Origin of the sequence: Streptomyces sp. NBC_01689, assembly GCF_036250675.1 — a bacterium.
In the GTDB taxonomy this organism is placed as follows: domain Bacteria; phylum Actinomycetota; class Actinomycetes; order Streptomycetales; family Streptomycetaceae; genus Streptomyces.
On record NZ_CP109592.1, the window covers coordinates 604,612 to 624,617 of the forward strand.

General features: G+C 70.3%; 16 protein-coding genes and 2 pseudogenes. 11 read left to right on the plus strand and 7 right to left on the minus strand.

The genetic code is table 11. The features are described 5' to 3' along the window. Positions 1-155 precede the first annotated feature (155 nt). On the plus strand, positions 156-1,055 hold the full coding sequence (locus OG776_RS02265; RefSeq protein WP_329318487.1) for a helix-turn-helix transcriptional regulator: 900 nt from the start codon (positions 156-158) through the stop codon (positions 1,053-1,055). Between the two features lie 185 nt (positions 1,056-1,240). On the opposite strand, the gene OG776_RS02270 is transcribed toward OG776_RS02265, so the two are convergent. Then, positions 1,241-1,873 carry a response regulator transcription factor gene (locus OG776_RS02270; protein ID WP_329323631.1) on the minus strand — a complete coding sequence of 211 codons (633 nt, stop codon included), beginning with the start codon at positions 1,871-1,873 and terminating at the stop codon, positions 1,241-1,243. Further along, on the minus strand, positions 1,873-3,144 hold the full coding sequence (locus OG776_RS02275) for a sensor histidine kinase (RefSeq protein ID WP_148012738.1): 1,272 nt from the start codon (positions 3,142-3,144) through the stop codon (positions 1,873-1,875). Before OG776_RS02275 ends, OG776_RS02270 begins: the two co-directional genes overlap by 1 nt. Positions 3,145-3,343: 199 nt before the next feature. Here OG776_RS02275 and OG776_RS02280 point away from each other — a divergent pair, with 199 nt between their 5' ends. The 4 genes from OG776_RS02280 (at position 3,344) to OG776_RS02295 (ending at position 10,489) form a co-directional block, all read left to right on the plus strand. Next, positions 3,344-4,081: an ABC transporter ATP-binding protein gene (locus OG776_RS02280; protein WP_148012736.1), complete on the plus strand. Its 738-nt coding sequence runs from the start codon at positions 3,344-3,346 to the stop codon at positions 4,079-4,081. Beyond that, positions 4,075-6,531, plus strand: coding sequence for an ABC transporter permease (locus OG776_RS02285; RefSeq protein ID WP_329318490.1), 2,457 nt, complete (start codon positions 4,075-4,077; stop codon positions 6,529-6,531). The genes OG776_RS02280 and OG776_RS02285 overlap by 7 nt, the downstream gene beginning before the upstream one ends. A gap of 153 nt (positions 6,532-6,684) precedes the next feature. Continuing rightward, complete coding sequence (locus OG776_RS02290; protein ID WP_261994897.1) at positions 6,685-8,829, plus strand: SpoIIE family protein phosphatase; 2,145 nt, start codon at positions 6,685-6,687, stop codon at positions 8,827-8,829. 619 nt (positions 8,830-9,448) lie between these two features. Then, positions 9,449-10,489, plus strand: a complete 1,041-nt coding sequence (locus OG776_RS02295) for a fatty acid desaturase family protein (RefSeq protein WP_148012728.1) — start codon at positions 9,449-9,451, stop codon at positions 10,487-10,489. Positions 10,490-10,530: 41 nt separating this feature from the next. On the opposite strand, the gene OG776_RS02300 is transcribed toward OG776_RS02295, so the two are convergent. After that, entirely contained in the window at positions 10,531-11,079 is a 549-nt protein-coding gene (locus tag OG776_RS02300; protein WP_148012727.1) for a GNAT family N-acetyltransferase, read from the minus strand. Positions 11,080-11,214: 135 nt separating this feature from the next. On the opposite strand from OG776_RS02300, the pseudogene OG776_RS02305 reads away from it, so the two are divergent. The 5 genes and pseudogenes from OG776_RS02305 to OG776_RS02325 form a co-directional block, all read left to right on the plus strand. Beyond that, a pseudogene (locus OG776_RS02305) lies at positions 11,215-12,278 on the plus strand (IS701 family transposase); the annotation flags it as partial. A 671-nt stretch (positions 12,279-12,949) separates the two neighbouring features. Continuing rightward, entirely contained in the window at positions 12,950-13,306 is a 357-nt protein-coding gene (locus OG776_RS02310; RefSeq protein ID WP_148012726.1) for a PRC-barrel domain-containing protein, read from the plus strand. A 111-nt stretch (positions 13,307-13,417) separates the two neighbouring features. After that, the gene (locus OG776_RS02315; RefSeq protein ID WP_187285915.1) at positions 13,418-13,588 is read left to right on the plus strand and encodes a hypothetical protein; all 171 of its coding nucleotides are present in this window, start codon (positions 13,418-13,420) and stop codon (positions 13,586-13,588) included. Between the two features lie 191 nt (positions 13,589-13,779). Next, the gene (locus OG776_RS02320; RefSeq protein WP_222723855.1) at positions 13,780-14,382 is read left to right on the plus strand and encodes a DUF5994 family protein; all 603 of its coding nucleotides are present in this window, start codon (positions 13,780-13,782) and stop codon (positions 14,380-14,382) included. A 43-nt stretch (positions 14,383-14,425) separates the two neighbouring features. Beyond that, positions 14,426-14,665: a hypothetical protein gene (locus OG776_RS02325; protein WP_329323632.1), complete on the plus strand. Its 240-nt coding sequence runs from the start codon at positions 14,426-14,428 to the stop codon at positions 14,663-14,665. Positions 14,666-15,627: 962 nt separating this feature from the next. On the opposite strand, the gene OG776_RS02330 is transcribed toward OG776_RS02325, so the two are convergent. After that, positions 15,628-16,041, minus strand: a complete 414-nt coding sequence (locus OG776_RS02330; RefSeq protein WP_329326315.1) for a limonene-1,2-epoxide hydrolase family protein — start codon at positions 16,039-16,041, stop codon at positions 15,628-15,630. A gap of 333 nt (positions 16,042-16,374) precedes the next feature. Here OG776_RS02330 and OG776_RS02335 point away from each other — a divergent pair, with 333 nt between their 5' ends. Next, on the plus strand, positions 16,375-16,776 hold the full coding sequence (locus OG776_RS02335) for a hypothetical protein (protein ID WP_148012724.1): 402 nt from the start codon (positions 16,375-16,377) through the stop codon (positions 16,774-16,776). A 127-nt stretch (positions 16,777-16,903) separates the two neighbouring features. On the opposite strand, the pseudogene OG776_RS02340 reads toward OG776_RS02335, so the two are convergent. The 3 genes and pseudogenes from OG776_RS02340 to OG776_RS02350 all read right to left on the minus strand — a co-directional run. Next, positions 16,904-17,557, minus strand: a pseudogene (locus tag OG776_RS02340) (LLM class flavin-dependent oxidoreductase); the annotation flags it as partial. A 119-nt stretch (positions 17,558-17,676) separates the two neighbouring features. Further along, the gene (locus tag OG776_RS02345; RefSeq protein ID WP_148015001.1) at positions 17,677-18,720 is read right to left on the minus strand and encodes a zinc-binding dehydrogenase; all 1,044 of its coding nucleotides are present in this window, start codon (positions 18,718-18,720) and stop codon (positions 17,677-17,679) included. A gap of 383 nt (positions 18,721-19,103) precedes the next feature. Next, positions 19,104-19,892: an SDR family oxidoreductase gene (locus tag OG776_RS02350; RefSeq protein ID WP_329318502.1), complete on the minus strand. Its 789-nt coding sequence runs from the start codon at positions 19,890-19,892 to the stop codon at positions 19,104-19,106. Positions 19,893-20,006 lie beyond the last annotated feature (114 nt).

Sequence of the window (20,006 nt, forward strand, 5' to 3'; positions counted from 1 at the left end):
CCTTGCGGTGACTCCGGCGCCGGCCGGCGTACCGGCATCTTGCGCATCCAGCTTCGCCCGGATCACGCCGACGTGGCAGGGCGGGCTCTTCAGGGGTAACGACAGGGCCCCCCTCCCGTCCGCACGGCGGGGCCCGGACGGGCGAGACTGGGGTCATGGCACCCGAGAGCGCGCACAGCGAGGGCGCGGAGCTGGGCCGCTACCTGCGCGCCCGCCGCACCCAGACCAGCCCCGGCCACGTCGGCCTCACCGTCGGGGCCGGTATCCGCCGCACCCCGGGCCTGCGCCGCGAGGAGCTGGCGACCCTCGCCGGCATCAGTATCGACTACTACGTACGCCTGGAACGCGGCAAGGAGACCCGTCCCAGCCCCGCCGTCCTCGACTCCCTCGCCCGCGCCCTGCACATGGACGACCAGGAACACCAGCACCTGCGTGAGCTCGCCGCCCGCGCCGCCCGCTACACCCCGGAGCCACCGCCCGCCCCGAGCCGTACGGTGCGCCCCCACCTCAGGCTGCTGCTCGAGTCGCTCCGTCCCCACCCGGCCTACGTCATCAGCCGCAGCATGGACGTGCTCGCCTGGAATCCCGGCGGCCTGGCTCTCTACGCGGGCCTGGACGACTGGCCGGCGAAACAGCGCAACCTGGCCCGTTACCTCTTCCTCCACCCCGCCGCCCCCGAGCTCTTCGGCGACTGGGACCGGCAGATCACGGCATGCGTCGCACGCCTGCGCGCCATGGCCGGGACGGCCCCGGACGCTCCCGACCTGACCGGTCTGGTCGGTGAACTCCTCCTGAAGAGCCCCGATTTCGCGGGGCTCTGGGAACGCTACGAGGTGACCGGCCGCAAGGCCGCGCAGAAGACGTTCCGGCACCCCCGCGTCGGCACGGTCACGCTCACCGCGCAGTCCCTGCACGTGGAAGGCACCCCGGGTCAGCGCATCGGCGTCTACACCGCCGAACCCGGAACCCCCGATCACGACGCGGTGCTCCTGCTCGACATGACCGCGCCCGCCGCACGTCCGGCACAGCACGACGCGGCGCACGAATCCGGCTGAGACCAGCCGGTACGGCTCCCGGGTCCCTGCCCTCCCCGCGCGGTGCGCGGAATCAGCAGCGTCGCGGGCGAGGCCCGGATGGATTCCAGCCCGGAAGAACACGTCCGAGCGCCGCCGGACGGGCGGGTCCCTTTCGCCGTACGGCTCATGCCGAGCCGGGGAGGGCGGCCCGCTCCCCCGGTGGCTCAGGCCCGCAGGTAGGTGAGGACCGCCAGGACCCTGCGGTGGGTCCCGTCCGTCAGCGGCAGGTCCAGCTTGGTGAGGATGTTGCCGACGTGCTTTCCGATCGCCGCTTCGGAAACGACCAGCTCCCTGGCGATCGCGCCGTTGGACTTTCCTTCGGCGATCAGAGCCAGCACCTCGCGTTCGCGCGGGGTGAGCCGCTCCAGTGGGTCGCGGCGCCGGCGCAGCAACTGGCGTACCACCTCGGGGTCGACGACCGTCCCGCCGTCCGCCACCTCGTGCAGCGCTGCCACGAACTCCTCGACCTTGCCGACGCGGTCCTTGAGGAGATAGCCGACGCCTGATCCGTCACCGGAGTCCAGGAGTTCGGCGGCGTACGTCCGTTGCACGTACTGGCTGAGGACCAGGACGGGGAGTGCGGGGTGCTTCTGGCGAAGCCGCACCGCCGCGTTCAGGCCCTCGTCCTGAAAGCCAGGCGGCATGCGTACGTCGGTCACGACGATGTCGGGGGCATGGTCCTCGACCGCGGCGACCAGGGCCTGCGCGTCCCCGACGGCCGAGACCACCTCGTGGCCGAAGCGGCTGAGGAGGCCGATGAGTCCTTCCCGCAACAGCACGCTGTCCTCGGCCAGCACTACGCGGAGCGATCGGCCGCCTTGGTCAACTCGCAAGGAAACTCCACACGCAGCAAGGTCGGTCCACCCGGCGGACTGGTCAGGGCAAGTCTGCCATCCAGGACCGACACCCGGTCCGCGAGACCGGTGAGGCCGCTGCCCGCCGAGGGGTCCGCGCCGCCGCAGCCGTCGTCGCGCACCTCCAGGACGAGGCGTCCGCCGTGATGGCCGCCGCTCACCCGGGAGCCGCCGGCCCCGCTGTGCCGGTCGACGTTGGCCAGCGCCTCGCAGACCACGAAGTACGCCGCGGACTCCACCGCCTGGGGTGGCCGTCCCGGTAGTTCGAGGTCGACGTCGACGGGGACCGCGCAGCGGTCGGCGGCGTCACTGACCGCGGCTCGAAGGCCGTAGTCCGTGAGGACCTTGGGGTGGATGCCGTGGATGAGCTCGCGCAGCTCCGCGAGCGCCTTCCCCGCCTCCTCATGAGCTCTGGTGAGTTGGTCGGCCAGCGCGCCGGGCCGGGCGTCGAGGCGGGCAAGGCCGAGCGCCATCGTCAGGGCCACGAGGCGCTGTTGGGCTCCGTCATGCAGATCGCGCTCGATCCGGCGCCGCTCGGCCTCGAAGGCGTCGACCAACCGGACCCGGGATCGGGCCAGTTCGACCACCTTGGCGTCGAGCTCGCCCTCCCGGGAGGCGATCAGCAGCCGGGCCAGTCCGGCGCGGGCGCCCGCCGCGACGCCGAGTACGTAGGCACACAAGCCCATCAGGAGCAGGCCCAGCAGGGCGACACCGAAAGCGGTCGGCCAGGTGGTGACCGTCCACTCCTTGAGCACCTTCGCCTCGTGGCCGTCGCCGACCGTGGCCATCACCAGCGGAGTGACGACCATGGACAGGGGGAAGACCAGGGCGACCGTGACGGCCAGCGCGTCCACCGGCCACAGCAGTACGGCGAACAGCAGCGCGTACCCGAGCTCCCGCCAGGTCGTCTGTTCCCGCAGCCGGGTCCTCAGCCAGGCCCAGAGTCCCGGCGCGGTCGGCACCTGGTGCCGGCCCGGCATCGGGTCGCGGTCGACCAGGCGCACCCTGCGCCGCTCCGCCCAGGCCACCGGGATCCCGGTGAGAGCGGCCATGACGAGCAGCGGAAGCCCCACCAGGACGACGGCGAGCGCACCGCCGACCACTGCCGGCGTCACGATCCCCACCAGGGTGACGGCGCCGGTGACCGCGCCGCTGAGCAGATACGCGGCGGAGCGCCAGGGCCAGGCCGACAGCAGGAAGCCCGGCCGGGACATGGCCTGCCACACATTGCGAGGGTGCATGGGGACGACCGTAGGCGGCCGCACCGGTGCGGTGCCATCGGGCCAGGGTGCGTAGCGGGGGTAGGGCCCGCACTACCCCAAGTCTCGTCCGGGCCGTACTGCGGGGCGAGGGTCTTCCGCGGTTTCGTGGAGGCATCGACGAGCCGAGGAGCAGGTACCGGTGGGAGAACATGTGAACAACGACGCGGTCCGATTGCGCTCCGTGACCCGGCGTCACGGCTCGGGCGGCGCGTCCGTCACCGCCCTCGACCAGGTGTCGCTCACCTTCCCCAGGGGGACGTTCACCGCCGTGATGGGCCCTTCCGGGTCCGGCAAGTCGACCCTGCTGCAGTGCGCCGCGGGTCTGGACCGGCCCACGTCCGGTTCGGTCACCTTGGGCGACACGGAGCTGACCGGGCTGAGCGAGACCGAGCTGACCCTGCTGCGCCGTGCGCGCGTCGGTTTCGTGTTCCAGGCGTTCAACCTGCTGCCCGCGTTGACCGCCGAGCAGAACGTGGCCCTGCCGCTGCGGCTGGCCGGCCGCCGGCCGAAGAAGGCCCGGGTGCGGGAGGTGCTCGAAGAGGTCGGACTCGTGGACCGGGCGCGGCACCGGCCGACGGAGCTGTCCGGCGGCCAGCAGCAGCGGGTTGCCCTGGCCCGTGCCCTGATCACCCGTCCCGAAGTGCTGTTCGGCGACGAGCCGACCGGCGCGCTCGACTCGCGGACCGGTCGTGCGGTGCTGGCGCTGCTGCGCGGAATGGTGGACCGGGACGGCCGGACGGTCGTCATGGTCACGCACGACCCGGTGGCCGCTTCCTGTGCCGATCGCGTCGTCTTCCTCGTCGACGGCCGTGTCAGCGGGGAGCTGATCGGCGCGTCGGCCGGGGACATCGCGGCGCGCATGACCGACCTTGAGGCGGCGCCGTGTTGAGCGTCGCGCTGCGTACCCTGCGCACTCGCTGGGTCACCTTCGTCGGCAGTTTCCTCGCTCTCTGCCTGGGTGTGGCGCTGATCGCCGTGATGGGACTGGCCCTGGCGTCCTCGCTGGACGCACCCGACCGGCGGCCCGAGCGGTTCGCCGCCGCGCCGGTCGTCGTCAAGGGCCAGGACACCCTCGAAGTGCCCACTTCTCGGGGCGACCGCAGGCAGGAGCTCGCGCGGCCACGTGCCGTACCCGCCGACGCGGTCGCGAAGCTGCGCGGCCTCGGGACCGTCGTCGAGGACCGGTCGTTCGCCGTGCGGGCCGAGGGCGGGCCCGCGGATCTGGTGGGCCACCCCTGGTCCACCGCGGCCTTCGCACCGTACGCGCTCGACGCGGGACGCCCGCCCGAGGCCTCCGACGAGGTCGTCGTCAGCGGTGGTTGGGCCCGACCGGGCACCCGGGTGCGGACCGGCCGCGGCACCGTGCGCGTCGTCGGCACCGTCGCCGGGCTCGGCTTCGAGAACGCCGTGTTCTACACCGACGCACGCGCCGCCGAACTGTCGCCGCACAGCCCGCAGTTCGTGGTCGACGCCGATGCCGCGGCCGTGCGCGAGGCGGTGCGTGGCAGCGAGGGCGTCCAGGTGCTCACCGGGGACGCGCGCCGGTACGCCGACGCCGATCCCGGCCGGGACGGCGAGGCCCTCACCGCGATGAACGCCATGTTCGGCACGGCCGGCGGTGTCACCGGGTTCGTGTCGGTGTTCGTGGTCGCCTCGACCTTCGCGTTCGCGGTGGCGCAGCGGCGCCGTGAGTTCGGGCTGCTGCGCACCGCCGGGGCGATCCCGGGGCAGATCCGTCGCATGGTCGTCTCCGAGGCACTCGTGGTCGGTGTGCTCGCCTCGGCCGCCGGCTGCGTGCTCGGCTCCTACGGTGCTCCGAGGCTCGTCGAGTGGGCGGTCGACGAGAGCCTCGCGCCCCGCTGGTTCACCCTCGGTGACTACACCTGGCCGTACCACATGGCGTTCTGGACGGGCCTGTTCGTGGCGCTGTGCGGTGTGCTGGCCGCGTCCTGGCGGGCGGGCCGTACCGGTCCCGCCGAGGCGCTGCGCGAGGCGTCCGTGGACACCAGGCCGATGACGTACGGCCGTTGGCTGTCCGGCGCGATCCTGCTGATCACCGCCATGGTGACCCTCGTCCTGGCCCTGCTGACGAACCCGGGCGACCTGCTCCAGCGCAAGACCTATGTGAGCCGCCCCATGCTGCTGATCACCGCGGTCGCGCTGCTCGCGCCGGTGGTGGTGCGGCCACTGGTCCGGCTGGTCGCCTGGCTTCCGGCCCGGCTGCCCGGCGCCGTCGGGATGCTGATGCGGGAGAACGCCGCGGCCGGGGTGCGCCGTACCGCCGCCGTCGCGGCGCCGGTACTGGTCACGGTCGCGCTCGCCGGTTCGCTGCTGGGCGCCACCGCCACCCTCGGCGCGGCGAGGGCAACCGAGGCGCGCCAGCGGACGGCCGCCGACTTCGTGATCACCGCGGCGGGCGACACCGGTTTCGACGAGGCGACGGTGCGGCGGCTCCGGGCCGTGTCGGGCGCCGAGGTCTCGGCGAGTTCGTCGAGCGCCGTGTACGTACTGGAGGACGGCGTCGCGCTCATCAGGTCCGAGGCCCGGGGCGTCGAACCGGAACCGCTCGCGGCGACGGCCCGTCTCCCGCTCGCCGCGGGGAAGGTGAGCGATCTGGACGACGGCTCGATCATCGTCAACGAGGAGTGGGGGAAGCACACGGTGGGCGAGCGGGTCGACGTGTGGCTCGGTGACGGGACGAGGAAGTCCTTGAGGATCGCCGCGGTGATGACCGTCGGCACCGGCGACAACGGCGTCTACGTCACCCCGGTCAACGCCGCCGAGGCGCCCGTCGACCGGGTCGACGTACGCCTCGCGGGCGGGGCCGACGCGGACATCGTGGCCGCCGGTCTGCGTCAGGCGGTGCGTGCGTCGGGCGGGGCCGTCCTCACCAGGAACGCCTGGGTGCGCGCGGCGTACCCCGAGACCGACCGGACGACCCGGACGGGCTTCTTCCTGGTCCTCGGGATCGCTCTCGTCTACACCGGCATCTCACTGGCCAACACGATGGTCATGGCGACCTCCGACCGGGGGCGCGAGCTGGCCGCGCTACGGCTGGCCGGCGCCACCGGCCTGCAGGTGCTGCGGTTGGTGGGCGCCGAGGCACTGCTGGTGGTCACGGTCGGCGGTCTGCTGGGCGCGCTGGTCGCCGTGGTCAACCTGCTGGGCATGTGGACCGCGCTGGGCCTGCTCTCGGTGTGGACGTCCATCGAGATCCCGTGGGCGGCGCTCTCGGCGGCTGTGGGCGCCTGCGCCGCGCTCGCCGTGGTCTCTTCGATCACTCCGGTCGCTCTCTTCCTGCGCCGCGGAGCGGTGGAGCCGGCGGGCACACCGGAGTGACCGTCGCGTACCCGTCCGCGCCGAGGAGCCGCCGTGGCCGCGGAGCTGCCGCAGAGGAACCTCAGGGTAATATTTAGATGCATTCGCCCTATTTGCAGAGCGGAACGTCACCACCATCGCACGTCCTGCCGCTCAGAGTGACCAGGAGGCGAGTTGGCATCTACCGCAGCCCGAGCCGGGAGTCACCCCCAGCCGCCGGGGCTGAGCTTTCCGGCCGCCTCGCACACGACGCGGCACGGCGCGGAGACGCTGGCCATCGCCCTCAAGGCCACCGAGTGCCTGGACGCGCGGGGCGCCCTGCTGCACCGGTGGGACCCCGCTGCCCGTCGGCTGCATCTCCTCGCGTCCAGCGGGTTGGCCACGGAGAGCGTCCAGGCCTGGACGGAGCTCTCCGACGGGCTGGACGTGGCGCCCGTACGCGCCCTGCGGCGCGGTCACTACACCTGGGTCGCCGGGGACAGCCTGGGCACAGGGGGCGGCGGCGTGGCAGCGGTACCGCTCCTGGGCGCCGAGGGGCCCATCGGTGTGCTGTCCGTGATCACAGCGGGGCCCGGCGAGCCGGAAGAGGCACAGCGTTCCTTTCTGCGATCGGTGGCGGGATGGGCCGCCGCGCGCCTGGACGACGCGCCCGGCACGCCGCCCGCCCGTCCTTCGACGGCCGGCTCCGAGCGCATGGTCCAGATGGGCAAGCTGACCTCGGCGCTCGCCGAGGCGGTCACCTCACGGGAGGTCGTCCAGGCCGTCGCAGCCCATGTCATGCCTCCGTTCGGCGCCGACGGGCTCATCGTGTGGGTCTTCGAAAGCGGCCGACAGCATGTGGTCGACTCCGCCGGCTACACGAAGGAATTCCTCACCCGGCTCGACGGGCTCGCGGTCACCGACTACCCCGTGGCCGCCGACGTCTTCGGCACGTGCACCCCCCGGTTCATCGAATCGGCCGCCGAGTACCGCCGCCGCTACCCAGCGCTCAAACCGATACCGGCGGCGTCCCGGAAGAATGCGTGGGCCTTCCTGCCCATGATCGCCTCCGGGAAGGCCATCGGCATGTGCTTGGTGTCCTTCACCCGGCAGCGCTCCTTCTCCGACGAGGAGCGCACGCTGCTGACCGCTCTGAGCGGTCTGGTCGGCCAGTCGCTGGCGCGGGCCCGGTTGTACGACGTGGAACACGCCCAGGCCCAGGACCTGCAGCGCGGGCTGCTGCCGCGGACACTGCCCCGCCTGCCCGCCGCCTGCGCTGCCGCACGCTACCTGCCCGCGGGCAGGGGCCAGCAGGTGGGCGGCGACTGGTACGACGTGCTCCCGCTGTCCGCGGACAGGGTCGCCCTGGTGATCGGCGACGTCATGGGGCACGGCACCCCCGAAGCCGCCACCATGGGTCAGCTGCGCACCGCCGTACGCACCCTCGCCGACCTGGACATCCCCCCTGCCGAGCTGCTCAGCCGGCTCAACGACCTGGTCAGGGAACTGAGCGAGGACTCCTACGCCACGTGTCTGTACGCCGTCTTCGACCCGATCACGCGGGTCTGCACGCTCTCCCTGGCGGGTCATCCCCCACCGGTCGTCGTCCACCCCGACGGCACCGTCCACAAGCCCGACCTGGCCGCCGATCCGCCGCTGGGAGCCGCGGAGCCACCGTTCGAGACGCACCAGATCGTCCTGCCCGAGGAGAGCCTGCTGGTCCTGTACACAGACGGACTGGTCGAATCCGCCACCCGCTTCATCGATCAAGGACTGGACCGACTGCGACAGGTGCTCGCCCAGCACGCGGCCTCCGCCTTCACGTCGTGCGACGAGGACGACGACGTCCGGCGCCTGGACGACCTGTGCGAGACGGTGATCTCGGCCCTGCTTCCCGACCACGACCGGACGAACGACGACGCGGCGCTGCTGATCGCCCGCGTCCGGGCGATCGGCCCCGGTGACGTCGCCTCCTGGCTCCTTCCCGACAATCCCCGCGCGGCCAAACAGGCCCGCGAACACGTCCACACCCAACTGGCGGCCTGGGACCTCGACGAGCTGGCGGTCACCACCGAGTTGCTCGCCAGCGAACTGGTCGGCAACGTGATCCGGCACGCCAAGGGCCCCATCCAGCTGCGCCTGCTCCGCAGCCGCTCCCTGACCTGCGAGGTCTACGACGGAAGCCTCAGCACTCCGCGTATCCGCCACGCCGCCCACACCGACGAGGGCGGCCGGGGCCTGCAGCTCATCGCCGCCCTCTCCAAGCGCTGGGGCACCCGGTACCACCACGAGGGCAAGTGCATCTGGACCGAGCAGGACATCCCGCACCACGCCGCTTGACGGAGCTCGCGCGCGTTCCGCACCGGAGCGCGCGGCCTGGTGAGGTGTTCGCTCGCGGTTCCGTCACCGGCGTCACGGGGACCGGCACACCCGCTGTGCGCGCATACGGCTCGCCGGCAGCGGGTTGCGCGACCTCTCGCCTTCCGCCTCGCCGACGGCTCCAGGCCGGACCGTGAAGCCGTGATGAAGGAATGCGATCTGCAGAGACTGCGGCACGGCAGAGGTGACGTTTCGAAGACGCCCCAGCGGGCCGGCGCCTGGGGATCATCGGTGGATTTCAAGTTCTGCCGTTACTTCACAGACTGTGGTGCGGAGACGGCGTGCCCGGACGAATGCCGACGGAGCCGGTCGGCACACGGTGCCCGCCCGGAACGTGCCGAGGACGCTCGGCGAACGGAGTCACCGTGCGCGAACTCCTTGAAGCCAGAAGTCGGCGGGGGCAGGTGGGGCGTCCCGGATCCAGAAGTCCCTTCGCCGGTGTGAGATCCGCGTGACGGGGAACCCGCTTCATCAGAGGGCTTGTGCCACCGGTAGGGGATGCGTGTGCGCGCGGACCGGTCTGGGCGGCTCCCAGGGCGGCTTCACGTCACCTGTCGACTTTGCAGAGAGCCTTGCCCTCATGACGAGTACCACGCTTTCTCCTCTTGGCTCCGACATCGCCGGCAGTGACTTCGCTCGTTTGTCGAGGAAGATCACGGATGCGGGACTGCTGGGGCGCCGGCCCGGCTACTACACGCTTCGGATCATCACGGTCGCCGCGCTCTATGCCGGCGGATGGACCGCCTTCGTCCTCGTGGGCAGCAGCTGGTGGACATTGACAGTCGCCGCCCTGCTGGCCGTCGTCTTCGGCCAAGTCGCGCTGGTCGCCCACGACGTGGCTCACCGCCAGGTGTTCCGGCGGCGCCGGGTCAGCGACGCATCCGGGCGGACAGCCGCAGCGAGTATCGGCATGGGGTACGGCTGGTGGCAGGACAAGCACACCCGTCATCACGCCAACCCCAACAACGAAGACCTGGACCCGGACCTCGACCCCGACCTGCTGGTCTGGTCACAAGATCAGGCCCGGGTCGCCTCGGGACTGCCTCGCCTGCTCGGCCGGTGGCAGGCTTTCCTGTTCTTCCCGCTCCTCACGCTGGAGGGCTTCAACCTGCACGTGTCGAGCGGGAGGGCGCTGGCCAACCGCTCGCTCAAGCACCGGCCCCTCGACGGCGCCCTGCTGTTCGCCCACTGCGCCGTCTACCTGACTGTCCTTTTCTGGTTCCTGCAGCCCGGCATGGCCCTAGCGTTCCTCGCTGTTCACCAGGGTCTGTTCGGCCTCTACCTAGGCTCCCTCTTCGCTCCCAACCACAAGGGCATGCCGATCCTGAAGGCCGGCGACCGCCCGGACTTCCTCCGCCGCCAGGTTCTCACCTCACGCAATGTGAACGGTGGCTGGTTCACCGACATCGCCCTGGGCGGGCTGAACCACCAGATCGAGCATCACCTTTTCCCCAGCATGCCCAGTCCCAACCTGCGCAAGGCCCGGGTCCTCGTCCGGCGCCATTGCGAGGAGCTCGGCGTGGACTACCTCGAGACCGGGCTGATCGTCTCCTACCGACAGGCGCTCAGCAGCCTCCATCAGGCAGGGGCGCCCCTCCGGCGTGGCAGCGCGCACGCCTAGTACTCCAGTGCGACTTCGTGGTTGAGGGAGGATCGTGCTGATCAGTGAGCCGTTGCGTCGAGACGAAGCCGTGCGGGGATGACGGGGCGCTCGCCGGGTCCGGGGTTGCGATTGGCGTTCCCTGGGGTCCGGGGCCCTTCGAAGGAGAACCCGAGTTCGGCCAGGAACCCTGTGCCTGGCTGCCAGCCTTCAACTGCCGAAGCAACCACTTGGGTGTAGTCCTGTGCGGCGAGTTCACGGAGGAGGGCGGAGGCCACCAGACGGCCCAGCCCCTGGCGCCGATATGCAGGGTGGATGAGGAACAGGCCGAGCGAGCAACCGTCTGGCGTCGGATACCGGAGCACGGCATCGATCACGCCGACGATTCGGCCGTCGACGGTGATGACGAGGAGAGCCTTGTCCTGGAAGGCCGCACCCTCAGGCAAGGCGTAGTACAGGCTTTGGACATCGCCGGGCGCGGCAGGTTGGCTCGTGGTGGCCCTGAACCAGTCTTCAGCCCCGTCGAACAGTGCGAGCACGTCCTGCTCGTCAGCCGCTTCCAGATCTCTGATTTGGACTTTTCGGTCACCGAGTACAAGGTCCAGCAACATGGCGGCAGCCTAATTCCAGGGTCGCCGTCTGCACTGGGCCCGGTGGCAACAGGAACGGCCACCACGTGATGATCGGGGGTTGTGTGGACTCCTGAAGATCGTGCGGTGAGCGTAGACCCTGCCCGCTGGCGGGCGATGTTCGACCAGATCACGGCCAGAATCACGGGCCACTTCCGGAGAGTCGAACCTCGCGCCACCGCCCGCGCCTAGCTCCTTGGACTGCTCTCCGGCATCGAGCGCAAAAACTGCTGGCGCCTGGCCGAACATGCCGGCCACGCCCGCCCGGGACCGATGCAACGCCTGCTGCGAAGCGCCCGCTGGGACGCCGCCGCGATGCGCGACGACGTCCGCACCTACGTCCAGGAACACCTCGGCGCCGGAGAAGGCGTACTCATCGTCGACGAAACCGGCTTCCTGAAGAAGGGCCGCGCCTCCGCGGGAGTGCAGCGGCAGTACACCGGCACGGCAGGACGGATCGAGAACAGCCAGGTCGGCGTCTTCCTCGCCTACGCCTCCGGCCACGGACGGGCCCTGTTCGACCGTCGCCTCTCCTGCCCGAACACACCTGGTGCCACGACCAGGAACGCCGGACCCAGGCCGGCATCCGCGACGAGCTGGAGTTCGCGGCCAAGCCCCGCCTGGGCGCCCAGACGATCGCCGGGGCTCTCGACGCCGGGGTCACCGCCTCCTGGGTCACCGGCGACGAGGCCTACGACCAGGACCCGCACCTGCGCGCGGCCCTGGAGGCCCGCAAGGTCGGCTACGTCCTCGCGGTCGCATGCACCACGAGGGTACGCATCAACCACGGCCGCACTCCGGTCCAGGCACAGGTCGTTGCCGATCGGCTGCCTGCCTCTGCCTGGCACCGGCAATCCGCGGGAGCAGGCGCGAAAGGCGCGCGCTCCTACGACTGGGCCTGGATCCACATCGGCAAGGACGATCACCGCTACCTGCTCATCCGCCGCAACCCCAGCACCCGTGAACTGGCCTTCCACCGATGCTGGTCACGGACCCCGGTGGCGCAGTCCGAGCTGGTCCGCGTCGCCGGCATCCGCTGCAGCATAGAGGAATGCTTCCAGGCCGCCACAGGCCAGATCGGCCTGGACCACTACCAGGTCAGGCAGTGGACCGCCTGGCACCGGCACATCACCCTCGGCATGCTCGCCCTCGCCTCCCTCGCCGCTCCACGTCGCCCTGCCGACGCCAACCGCCACGCCCGCAACAGCGAGCCGATCAGCCTGACCGGCCCGGAGATCCGCCACCTACTCGCAGCGATCTTCAGGCCACTACTGCCCTCAGCCGGTCTCCTGCCGCACTGGTCGGCCTGGCGGAGACAGCATCAAGCAACTGCACGCCGCAGCCACTACCGACGACGACTCCTCAAACCCATAGATCACGAAGTCGCACTGGAGTACAGGGCGTGCAGCTGTACGTCCCTCGGCGGGGACAGCGTCGACGGCGGGTGAACGTGCTGCCGCGCGGGCCGACGACCTCGTGCCCTGCGCGAGTGATCCTCGGCGGAGTGGGTCTGCCACCGCGGGCTCCGGCGGCCCGCTGAGGAGAGGTGCGAAGCAGGCGCCATGCGCGCGTGACCGGGCAGGGCGGCGGCCCGGCGGTGATGCTGTCGCACGCTCTCGGATGCGTCGAGAGCATGTGGGGTCTGCTCACCCCTGTGCCGGCACGAGACTCGCCGTCAGCCCGCGTGCACATGCACTCCGCCCGCCCCTGACCACACAACGCGCGCAGTACATTGGAAGGGAGACGGCTCGCCCCCGGGTTGTCGCCCGGAAGAGCGGCTTCGGCGGTGCGCCGGTGGCCTGCGGCCCGTGCGGGCACCTCGCGAGAGTGCGATGCCCGGGAGGGAGAGAGCATGATCCAGGCAGCCGACATCCGTGAGTGGCGCGATCATGACGTGGTGGACACGAAGGGCCACAAGATCGGCGTGCTCGAAGCGATCTACGTGGACACCACCACCGACAAGCCCGCTGTGGCCACCGTACGCACCGGGCTGCCGACCCGGCAGCGCCTGGTCTTCGTCCCTCTCGACGACTCGCTCCTGGGACCCGGCTACCTGAAGGTCTCCTACCCCAAGAAACAGGTGCGGAAGGCTCCTTCGATCGGCACGGACGGCGTCCTGCCCGCCGAAGAGGAAGCGGCCATTTTCCAGCACTACGACATGTCGTATCAGCCGGGCAGCCAGGGCGAACGGCACCTCGCGCGCCGCTGAGTGTCCGCCCCGTACGGCAGGCCCCTGGCCCCGATCCGTACCGGCGCGATCCAGCCACCCGAGCGGAGCCGGTCGCCGGATCCGCCTCAGTTCACGGAAGGCATCCAGCTGATGGTGATCTTCCTTCTCCTCCTTCTCGTGGCCGTCGCGCTCGGAATCATCGGTGTCGCGGCCCACGGCCTGGGATATCTGCTGATCATCGGCATCGTCGTACTCGTGGCAGACATCGCCATCGCTGCCGCGCGATGGTCCCGGCGCACCGCCCGCCACGCGGGACGCTGAGCGCCGACGAGAGCCGCGTACCGCCGGCCACCGCGGGCATCCATGGCGTTGCCACCAGCGGCCCGACCCTTCCCAGGAGTATCCTTTAAATACTGAGGATATTCCGCACACCGGCTTCGATGCCGGTGCCGTCCCCGGGGATCGACTACGCCAGGCCGGTCCAAAGACCGGTCCGGGGCAAGGTTCGCACGATGATCGCAACCACTGTCGACAAGCCCGCAGTCGACATCCCGAACTCCTCCGCCTCACCCGGGTCCCTCCGCCTGCGCCTCGCGCCACCCGGCACCTCCCCCGCCCTGATCGACGGCGCGTGGTGGCCACACTCCCGAGATCTGACGGCAGAACTCCCCGCGCTTGTGGCTCTGCTGGATCCGCTGTGGGGGCGCATCACGCGCGTCACCGTCAATCCCGCGCTCTGGCCGGTCATCCCCCGCAAGGTTCCTGTGCAGGGGCACGTGGTGAAGGTGGGCTGGTTCGAGGCCGAGCAGGACCCGCACGCACTGCTCCTGCTCTCCTACACCGCGGGGCGCTGGGATCTGCTGGTGGTTCCGCCCGAGACCGACAGCGTCACGGCCGCCCGCCTCATGGCTGCGGCCGCAGACCCCACACGGCACCTCACGGCGAGCGCCCTCCTCCTGGAGGACGACCTCCTGGTGGCCGCCGAAGCCGAAGCCGCGCGGGACATGACGGGAGAGAAGGTCTGGGAGAACGAGGGTGGACACGAGGCCCACCAGGCTTTCGGCCTCGTACCGACCACCACCGGCTTCGTGCCGAGGCCGACCGACGGCGTGTGACCGGCGAGGAAGACACGTGAACGAGCAGGAAGGCTCACACCAGATGGCGAGCAGCGTGGACCCACTGGGGACTTCGTCCGACGGCCAGGCCGAAGTGCGAATCGTTGCCGGGTCCCCCGCTGCCGCCCGCCGAATCGCCGAGGTCCTGCGGAGATGCTTCGCCGCCACCGAGCAGCGCAGCTACCCCGCGGGGCTCGACGGAGGCACCCGCCTCGAACTCACCGTGGACACGACCCGCACTGCGGAGCCTGCACGGTCCTGGCTGGAAAGCAGTCGTCCCTAAGGGCTGTCCCGTGATGCCCGGCGGGCGCACGACGACAGCTACGGCACCTCGCCGCGTCGTCGGATCGCCCGAACACACCCAGCATGAGGACGACCCTCCGCCTTGCGACGCACCGCATCTGACGCCGCGCGCTGATCCACCGGGGATCACGGGACAGCCCTTGGACCGACGACCTTGGACCGACGACCTACGAATGACGGCGGAAGCACCGCCGGCACGGGCTGCGACCGGCCGCAGTCCGTGTGCGTCGGTGACGGCGACGGTTCTGGCCTTGTTCTACGCACCTGACGGGTGTTGACCGTAAGGTGGACGGCCAGCACCCGTCTTGCTCACTCAGCCTTGCGTGGCTAGCTGTTCGGGGCGTCGGGCCAGGGCGAAGGAGCCGAGGGCCGCGGCGACGGTATGGCGGAGCTTGATGGCGGGGAGATCCCTTCCGAAGATGATCAACGGTTGCTGCGGGCCCGACCCTAGGAGCAACGCCACAAGGCGAATCGATCCGCCACCGCCACACCCCGCGGCGCGTTCACGCACCACCACCCGTTCGGCTGATTCCGCTCGAAGGGTATCTGCGGCCCTGACCCGCCCACATCGGAGAGGAACGTGCGATCGGCAGGACCAGCGTCACCGAGTACCCGTCCACCACCAGGCGGTGCGGGGATCACCGCACCACGGGCAGAACCTCCTGGAAGGCGAAGACGGCTCCCAGCGACCGGGCGCCCAGACCGGTGGCCGGTGGTGACACCAGCCACCGCACCGGGAGTTCACTGAGAACGCGCCGGTTCCGCCTCCGAGGCCCGCTCGTTGACAGGTCTCAACGGCCAGGTGAGATACACCCTCGACCGTCGCCGTAGAGCGGTGCGCCCATGGACACGGTCGGACAGATCCTGTGGCTCGGCGCGCGCCACATTCCCCATAGCGGCACGCTCGAACCGGACATGAGCGTGTTGTCGTTCCACACGCCGTCAGGCGACTTCGCCGCGGCCCCATTCACCGGGCTGAGTGTTGTAGAAGTAGTCGCGGTTCCAGCTGATCTTGCCGTCCACCACCCGCGTGATCGCCATCACGTCGAAGACAAGGAGGATCTTGCCGTCCTTGTCCAGGATCTTCTCGATCCGCTGGCTGAGGACGATGTCCTCCTGCTCGACGAGGTACTTGACCTCGAAGTGGTAACCCTCTGCACCCAGCTCCACGCGGGCTCGCTCGAGGTCGGCCACCAAGTCATCGAGGGAATTGACGGGTCTGGCCTCGGCGAGAACCGACTCCCACGCCACGACGTCGTGAACGAGTCTTTTGCAGGTGGCCACAGCTTCATCGCAGGTGGGTCCGAAATTCTCCCAGAAATCCCGGACCACGACTGCTGCCGATACGTTGGTCATTGGTTCCTCCCCTGAATAAAGGCAATCCCGGGCGACCGTTCAGGTGGCCCGATGCGAGAACGTTCATCCCACCGATCCTTGAACGGGTCGGACCCCCGCGCGGGTTCTACCGGGCGGTCGCGGTGTGGCACATAGCACAACCTCCATGACGGACGCGACCGGTGCGTGTCGGCCGGAAAACGCGTCTCGGCAACTCCGTTGACGCAGCCCGACCCCGACCCCTACTTTGCCGGGGCCATGTCAAAATGATGTGAGGAGACCAGCATGGGCTCGCGAAAGAATCCAGGCCGCGTCAGAGCCGCCTGCGTAGTGGGTGCCCTGACACTCGCCGCCGTGGCCAGTGGAACTCCCGCCTACGCCGGCGCAAGCTGCGGAATCACGGGGTGCTCGTCCGAGGTGAACGACAGCGCCTACTCGGCGACCGCCCTGAAGAACTGGTGTACCAGCGGCGGCGGCACGGGAGACCTCACCGCGACCAAGCCCACGTGCACCGTCGACAACGTGCAGCAGACGACCTATTTCCTCTCCTCCGGCGGCGGTCACACGCCCTACAAGGAGGACTGGGACGTCCTCCAGATCGATGCCGGCTGGTGCTACAAGGTCCACTTCATCGTCGACTTCGGATCCGACTTCACCAAGACCTACGACCGGCGCGGCACCTCGGCCGCGTACGTCAAGGTCTCCGACAACGCGGACGCGCACGTACAGGCCCAGTCCACCAGTGGCTGCCCCTGAACTGAGCCGTTGAGGAACGGAGTTCGGCGCGGCGTGGATCGGGAGGCTCCTGGGGCGCCGGCCCCCGGGGTCTTCGCTCCGCGGAGGGCCACGGGGGCTGTCGGCCGGGTCGCCGGTGGGCGGATGGTCAGTGCCGGCCGAGTTCCGGTGCCACGTGGGTGAGGATGCTCTCCAGTACGTGGGTGTTGTAGTCGACTCCGAGCTGGTTCGGGACGGTGAGGAGCAGGGTGTCCGCGGCCTGGATCGCCTCGTCGTCCCGGAGCAGTTCGACCAGTCTGTCCGGCTCGGCGGCGTAGGAGCGTCCGAAGACGGACCGGGTGACGTCGTCGTGGGTGCCGACCTGGTCGCGGGAGTTGCGGTCGTGGCCGAAGTAGGCGCGGTCGAGGTCGTTGGTCAGGGCGAAGACGCTGCGGGCGACCGAGACCCGCGGCTCGCGGGTGTGACCGGCGTTCTTGTAGGCCTCGCGGTAGGCCTCGATCTGTTTGCGCTGCTGGACGTGGAGCGGCTCGCCGCTCTCGTCGGCCTTCAGTGTCGAGCTCTGCAGGTTCAGGCCCAGTTCCGCGGCCCAGACGGCGGTCGCGTTCGACGCGGAGCCCCACCAGATCCTCTCCCGCAGTCCCTCGGAGTGCGGTTCGAGGCGCAGCAGTCCGGGCGGGTTGGGGAACATCGGCCGTGGGTTGGGGCGGGCGAAGCCCTTGCCGGCGAGGACCGTGAGGAACGCCTCGGTGTGGCGGCGGGCCATGTCGGCGTCCGTCTCGCCCGGTGCGGGGTGGTGGCCGAAGGAGAGGAATCCGATGTTCTTCACGTCATGTCCTGTGGTGGGAGGCTGTCCGTGTCCGCCGGGGTTCGACGGTGAGGCAGGGGTGCGGCGCGGGCGGCACCCCTGCCGGTGGATCGGGGTCAGGGCTTGATGAGGACCTTCAGGCTCTTGCGGTCGGCCATGTCCTGGTAGCCGGCGGGGACGCCGTCGAGGTCGGTGGTGGCGTCGAGGACCTTTCCGGGCTGGATCGTGCCGTCGAGGACGTCGGGCATCAGTTCCTCGATGTAGGCGCGGACCGGCGAAGGGCCGCCGGCGAGCCGGATGTTGTGGCGGAAGAGGCTGCCGAAGCCGACGGGTGCCTCCTCGTACTGCGGCGCCCCGAGCCGGCTGATGGTTCCGCCCGGGCGGATGATGCCGAGGGCCTGCTCGTAGGCGGGCTTGGTGCCGACGGCCTCCACGACCACATGCGCTCCGTGCCCGCCGGTCAGCTCGCGGACCGCTTCGACGCCTTCCTCGTCCCGGGCGGAGACGATGTCGGTGGCACCGAACTCGCGGCCCAGGTCAGTGCGGCCCTGGTGGCGGCCCATGAGGATGATCTGTTCGGCGCCCAGCCGCTTGGCGGACAGGACCGCCATGAGGCCGACTGCTCCGTCACCGATCACGGTGACGCGGGTGCGCTCGCTGACACCGCCTGACACGGCACCGTGGTATCCGGTCGCGAAGACGTCGGAGAGCGTCAGCAGGGAGGGGATGAGGGCCGAGTCCGCGGCGACGGGCAGCTTGACGAGGGTGCCGTCGGCCAGCGGGACACGGATGGCCTCGGCCTGGCCGCCCTCCTCCGCCACCTCGTCCCAGAAGTTCGCCTGAGGGTGCGAACAGGAGGTGTGCAGGCCCTCGCGGCAGAAGGCGCAGGTGTTGTCGGAGATGGCCCAGGGGGAGACGACCAGGTCGCCGCGCTTGACGGTGGTCACCTCCGAGCCGGTGTCCTCGACGATACCGATGAACTCGTGTCCCATTCGGGCGGGACCGTTCTCGGGCTTCATCGAGGCATACGGCCACAGGTCGGTGCCGCAGATACAGGATGCGGTGATCCGGACGAGGGCGTCGGTCGGGTACTTGATGGCGGAGTCGGGGACGTTCTCGACGCGGACGTCGCCGGCGCCGTACATGAGAGCTGCGCGCATCGGTGATGCTCCGTTTCCGGTGGTGCCTGAGGGTTGCTGTGTATCGGCTGCCTGTCGAGAACAGTTGCCGGTGGACTGGCGGTCGGGGGCTTCCGATCCGTGGCGGCCCCCCGGCATCCAGCAGACCACCACGGGGCCGGTCCGGACGGCCCCGAGATGACCGTGCGCGAACTGGTGGTGACAGGACCACCCGTACGGACGCGGACCGCGTGTGCACGGGCCGGTCGTCGAGGCCATGTGGAAAAAGTCCGGCAGGCAGAAGGCGCAGGACGCGACCCGTGCGCGAGGGCGGCCCGCACGGGTGTTGCTCCCTCGCGACGCGTGGACGCGTGTCGCGGCGCCCGCGTGGCCGGGCGTGTGTGCCGGGCCACGCCGTTCCGATCTCAGCTGGGCTGGGCGGTCGGCATGATGAAGACCTGCGGGAGGTTGACCCGCAGCGGCAGGGAGGCGATGAAGCCGACCGTCTGCGCGATGTCCTCCGACCGGAGCCAGTCGATGGTCTCCTTCGACCCCTCGAGCCACGCGCTCGCGCCCTCGTCGGTGACATGGGACTGCAGCTCCGTGCCCACGATGCCCGGCTCGATCGCCGAGACCCGCACCTTCTTCGGGCCCAGCTCGACCCGCAGGTGCTTCGACAGGTGCGAGACGAACGCCTTGGTGGCGGCGTAGACGGCGAAGGTGGGGTAGAGGTTCCGCGCAGCACTCGACGACGTGTTGATCAGGTCGGCGACGCCGCGCTCCGCGGCGGCCCGCACCAGTTGCGGGGTGAAGGCTCCGATGACGTGCATCAGGCCGGAGATGTTCAGGTCGATCTGGCGCTGCCACTGGTCGGCGCGCAGTTCCTCGACGGGTGCGGGGAGCATGACGCCGGCGTTGTTGAAGAGCAGGTCCGCGTCCCCCAGCTCCGCCTCCACGCGGTCCGCGGCGGCCTGGACGGCGGCGGCGTCGGTCACGTCGACGGTGACCGCGAGCGCGGTGCCGCCGCTCTTCGTGATGCGGGCGACGAGGTCGTCGAGGCGGTCTGCGCGCCGGGCCAGTACGGCGACCTTGGCGCCCAGCGATGCCAGGTGCTCGGCCGACGCCTCACCGATACCGCTCGACGCGCCGGTGACCACAGCCACCCGGCCGGCCAGGGGTTTGGTGGAGGTCGTGGCAGAAGTCTCGGTAGTCATGGAACGGCACCTTCCGGGAAGAGCGACAGATTTCGGAGGGGCGTGCGATGTCCGCGGCGCCTCCGCATCAAGCTGACCACCGCGAGAAGGGCCCGAACGGCCCCGCGATGGCCC

Coding starts and splice junctions, on each gene's coding strand:
- OG776_RS02265 (WP_329318487.1), top strand. CDS start 156: ATGGCACCCGAGAGCGCGCACAGCGAGGGCGCGGAGCTGGGCCGCTAC.
- OG776_RS02275 (WP_148012738.1), bottom strand. CDS start 3,144: ATGTCCCGGCCGGGCTTCCTGCTGTCGGCCTGGCCCTGGCGCTCCGCC.
- OG776_RS02295 (WP_148012728.1), top strand. CDS start 9,449: ATGACGAGTACCACGCTTTCTCCTCTTGGCTCCGACATCGCCGGCAGT.
- OG776_RS02300 (WP_148012727.1), bottom strand. CDS start 11,079: ATGTTGCTGGACCTTGTACTCGGTGACCGAAAAGTCCAAATCAGAGAT.
- OG776_RS02310 (WP_148012726.1), top strand. CDS start 12,950: ATGATCCAGGCAGCCGACATCCGTGAGTGGCGCGATCATGACGTGGTG.
- OG776_RS02315 (WP_187285915.1), top strand. CDS start 13,418: ATGGTGATCTTCCTTCTCCTCCTTCTCGTGGCCGTCGCGCTCGGAATC.
- OG776_RS02320 (WP_222723855.1), top strand. CDS start 13,780: ATGATCGCAACCACTGTCGACAAGCCCGCAGTCGACATCCCGAACTCC.
- OG776_RS02325 (WP_329323632.1), top strand. CDS start 14,426: ATGGCGAGCAGCGTGGACCCACTGGGGACTTCGTCCGACGGCCAGGCC.
- OG776_RS02330 (WP_329326315.1), bottom strand. CDS start 16,041: ATGACCAACGTATCGGCAGCAGTCGTGGTCCGGGATTTCTGGGAGAAT.
- OG776_RS02345 (WP_148015001.1), bottom strand. CDS start 18,720: ATGCGCGCAGCTCTCATGTACGGCGCCGGCGACGTCCGCGTCGAGAAC.
- OG776_RS02350 (WP_329318502.1), bottom strand. CDS start 19,892: ATGACTACCGAGACTTCTGCCACGACCTCCACCAAACCCCTGGCCGGC.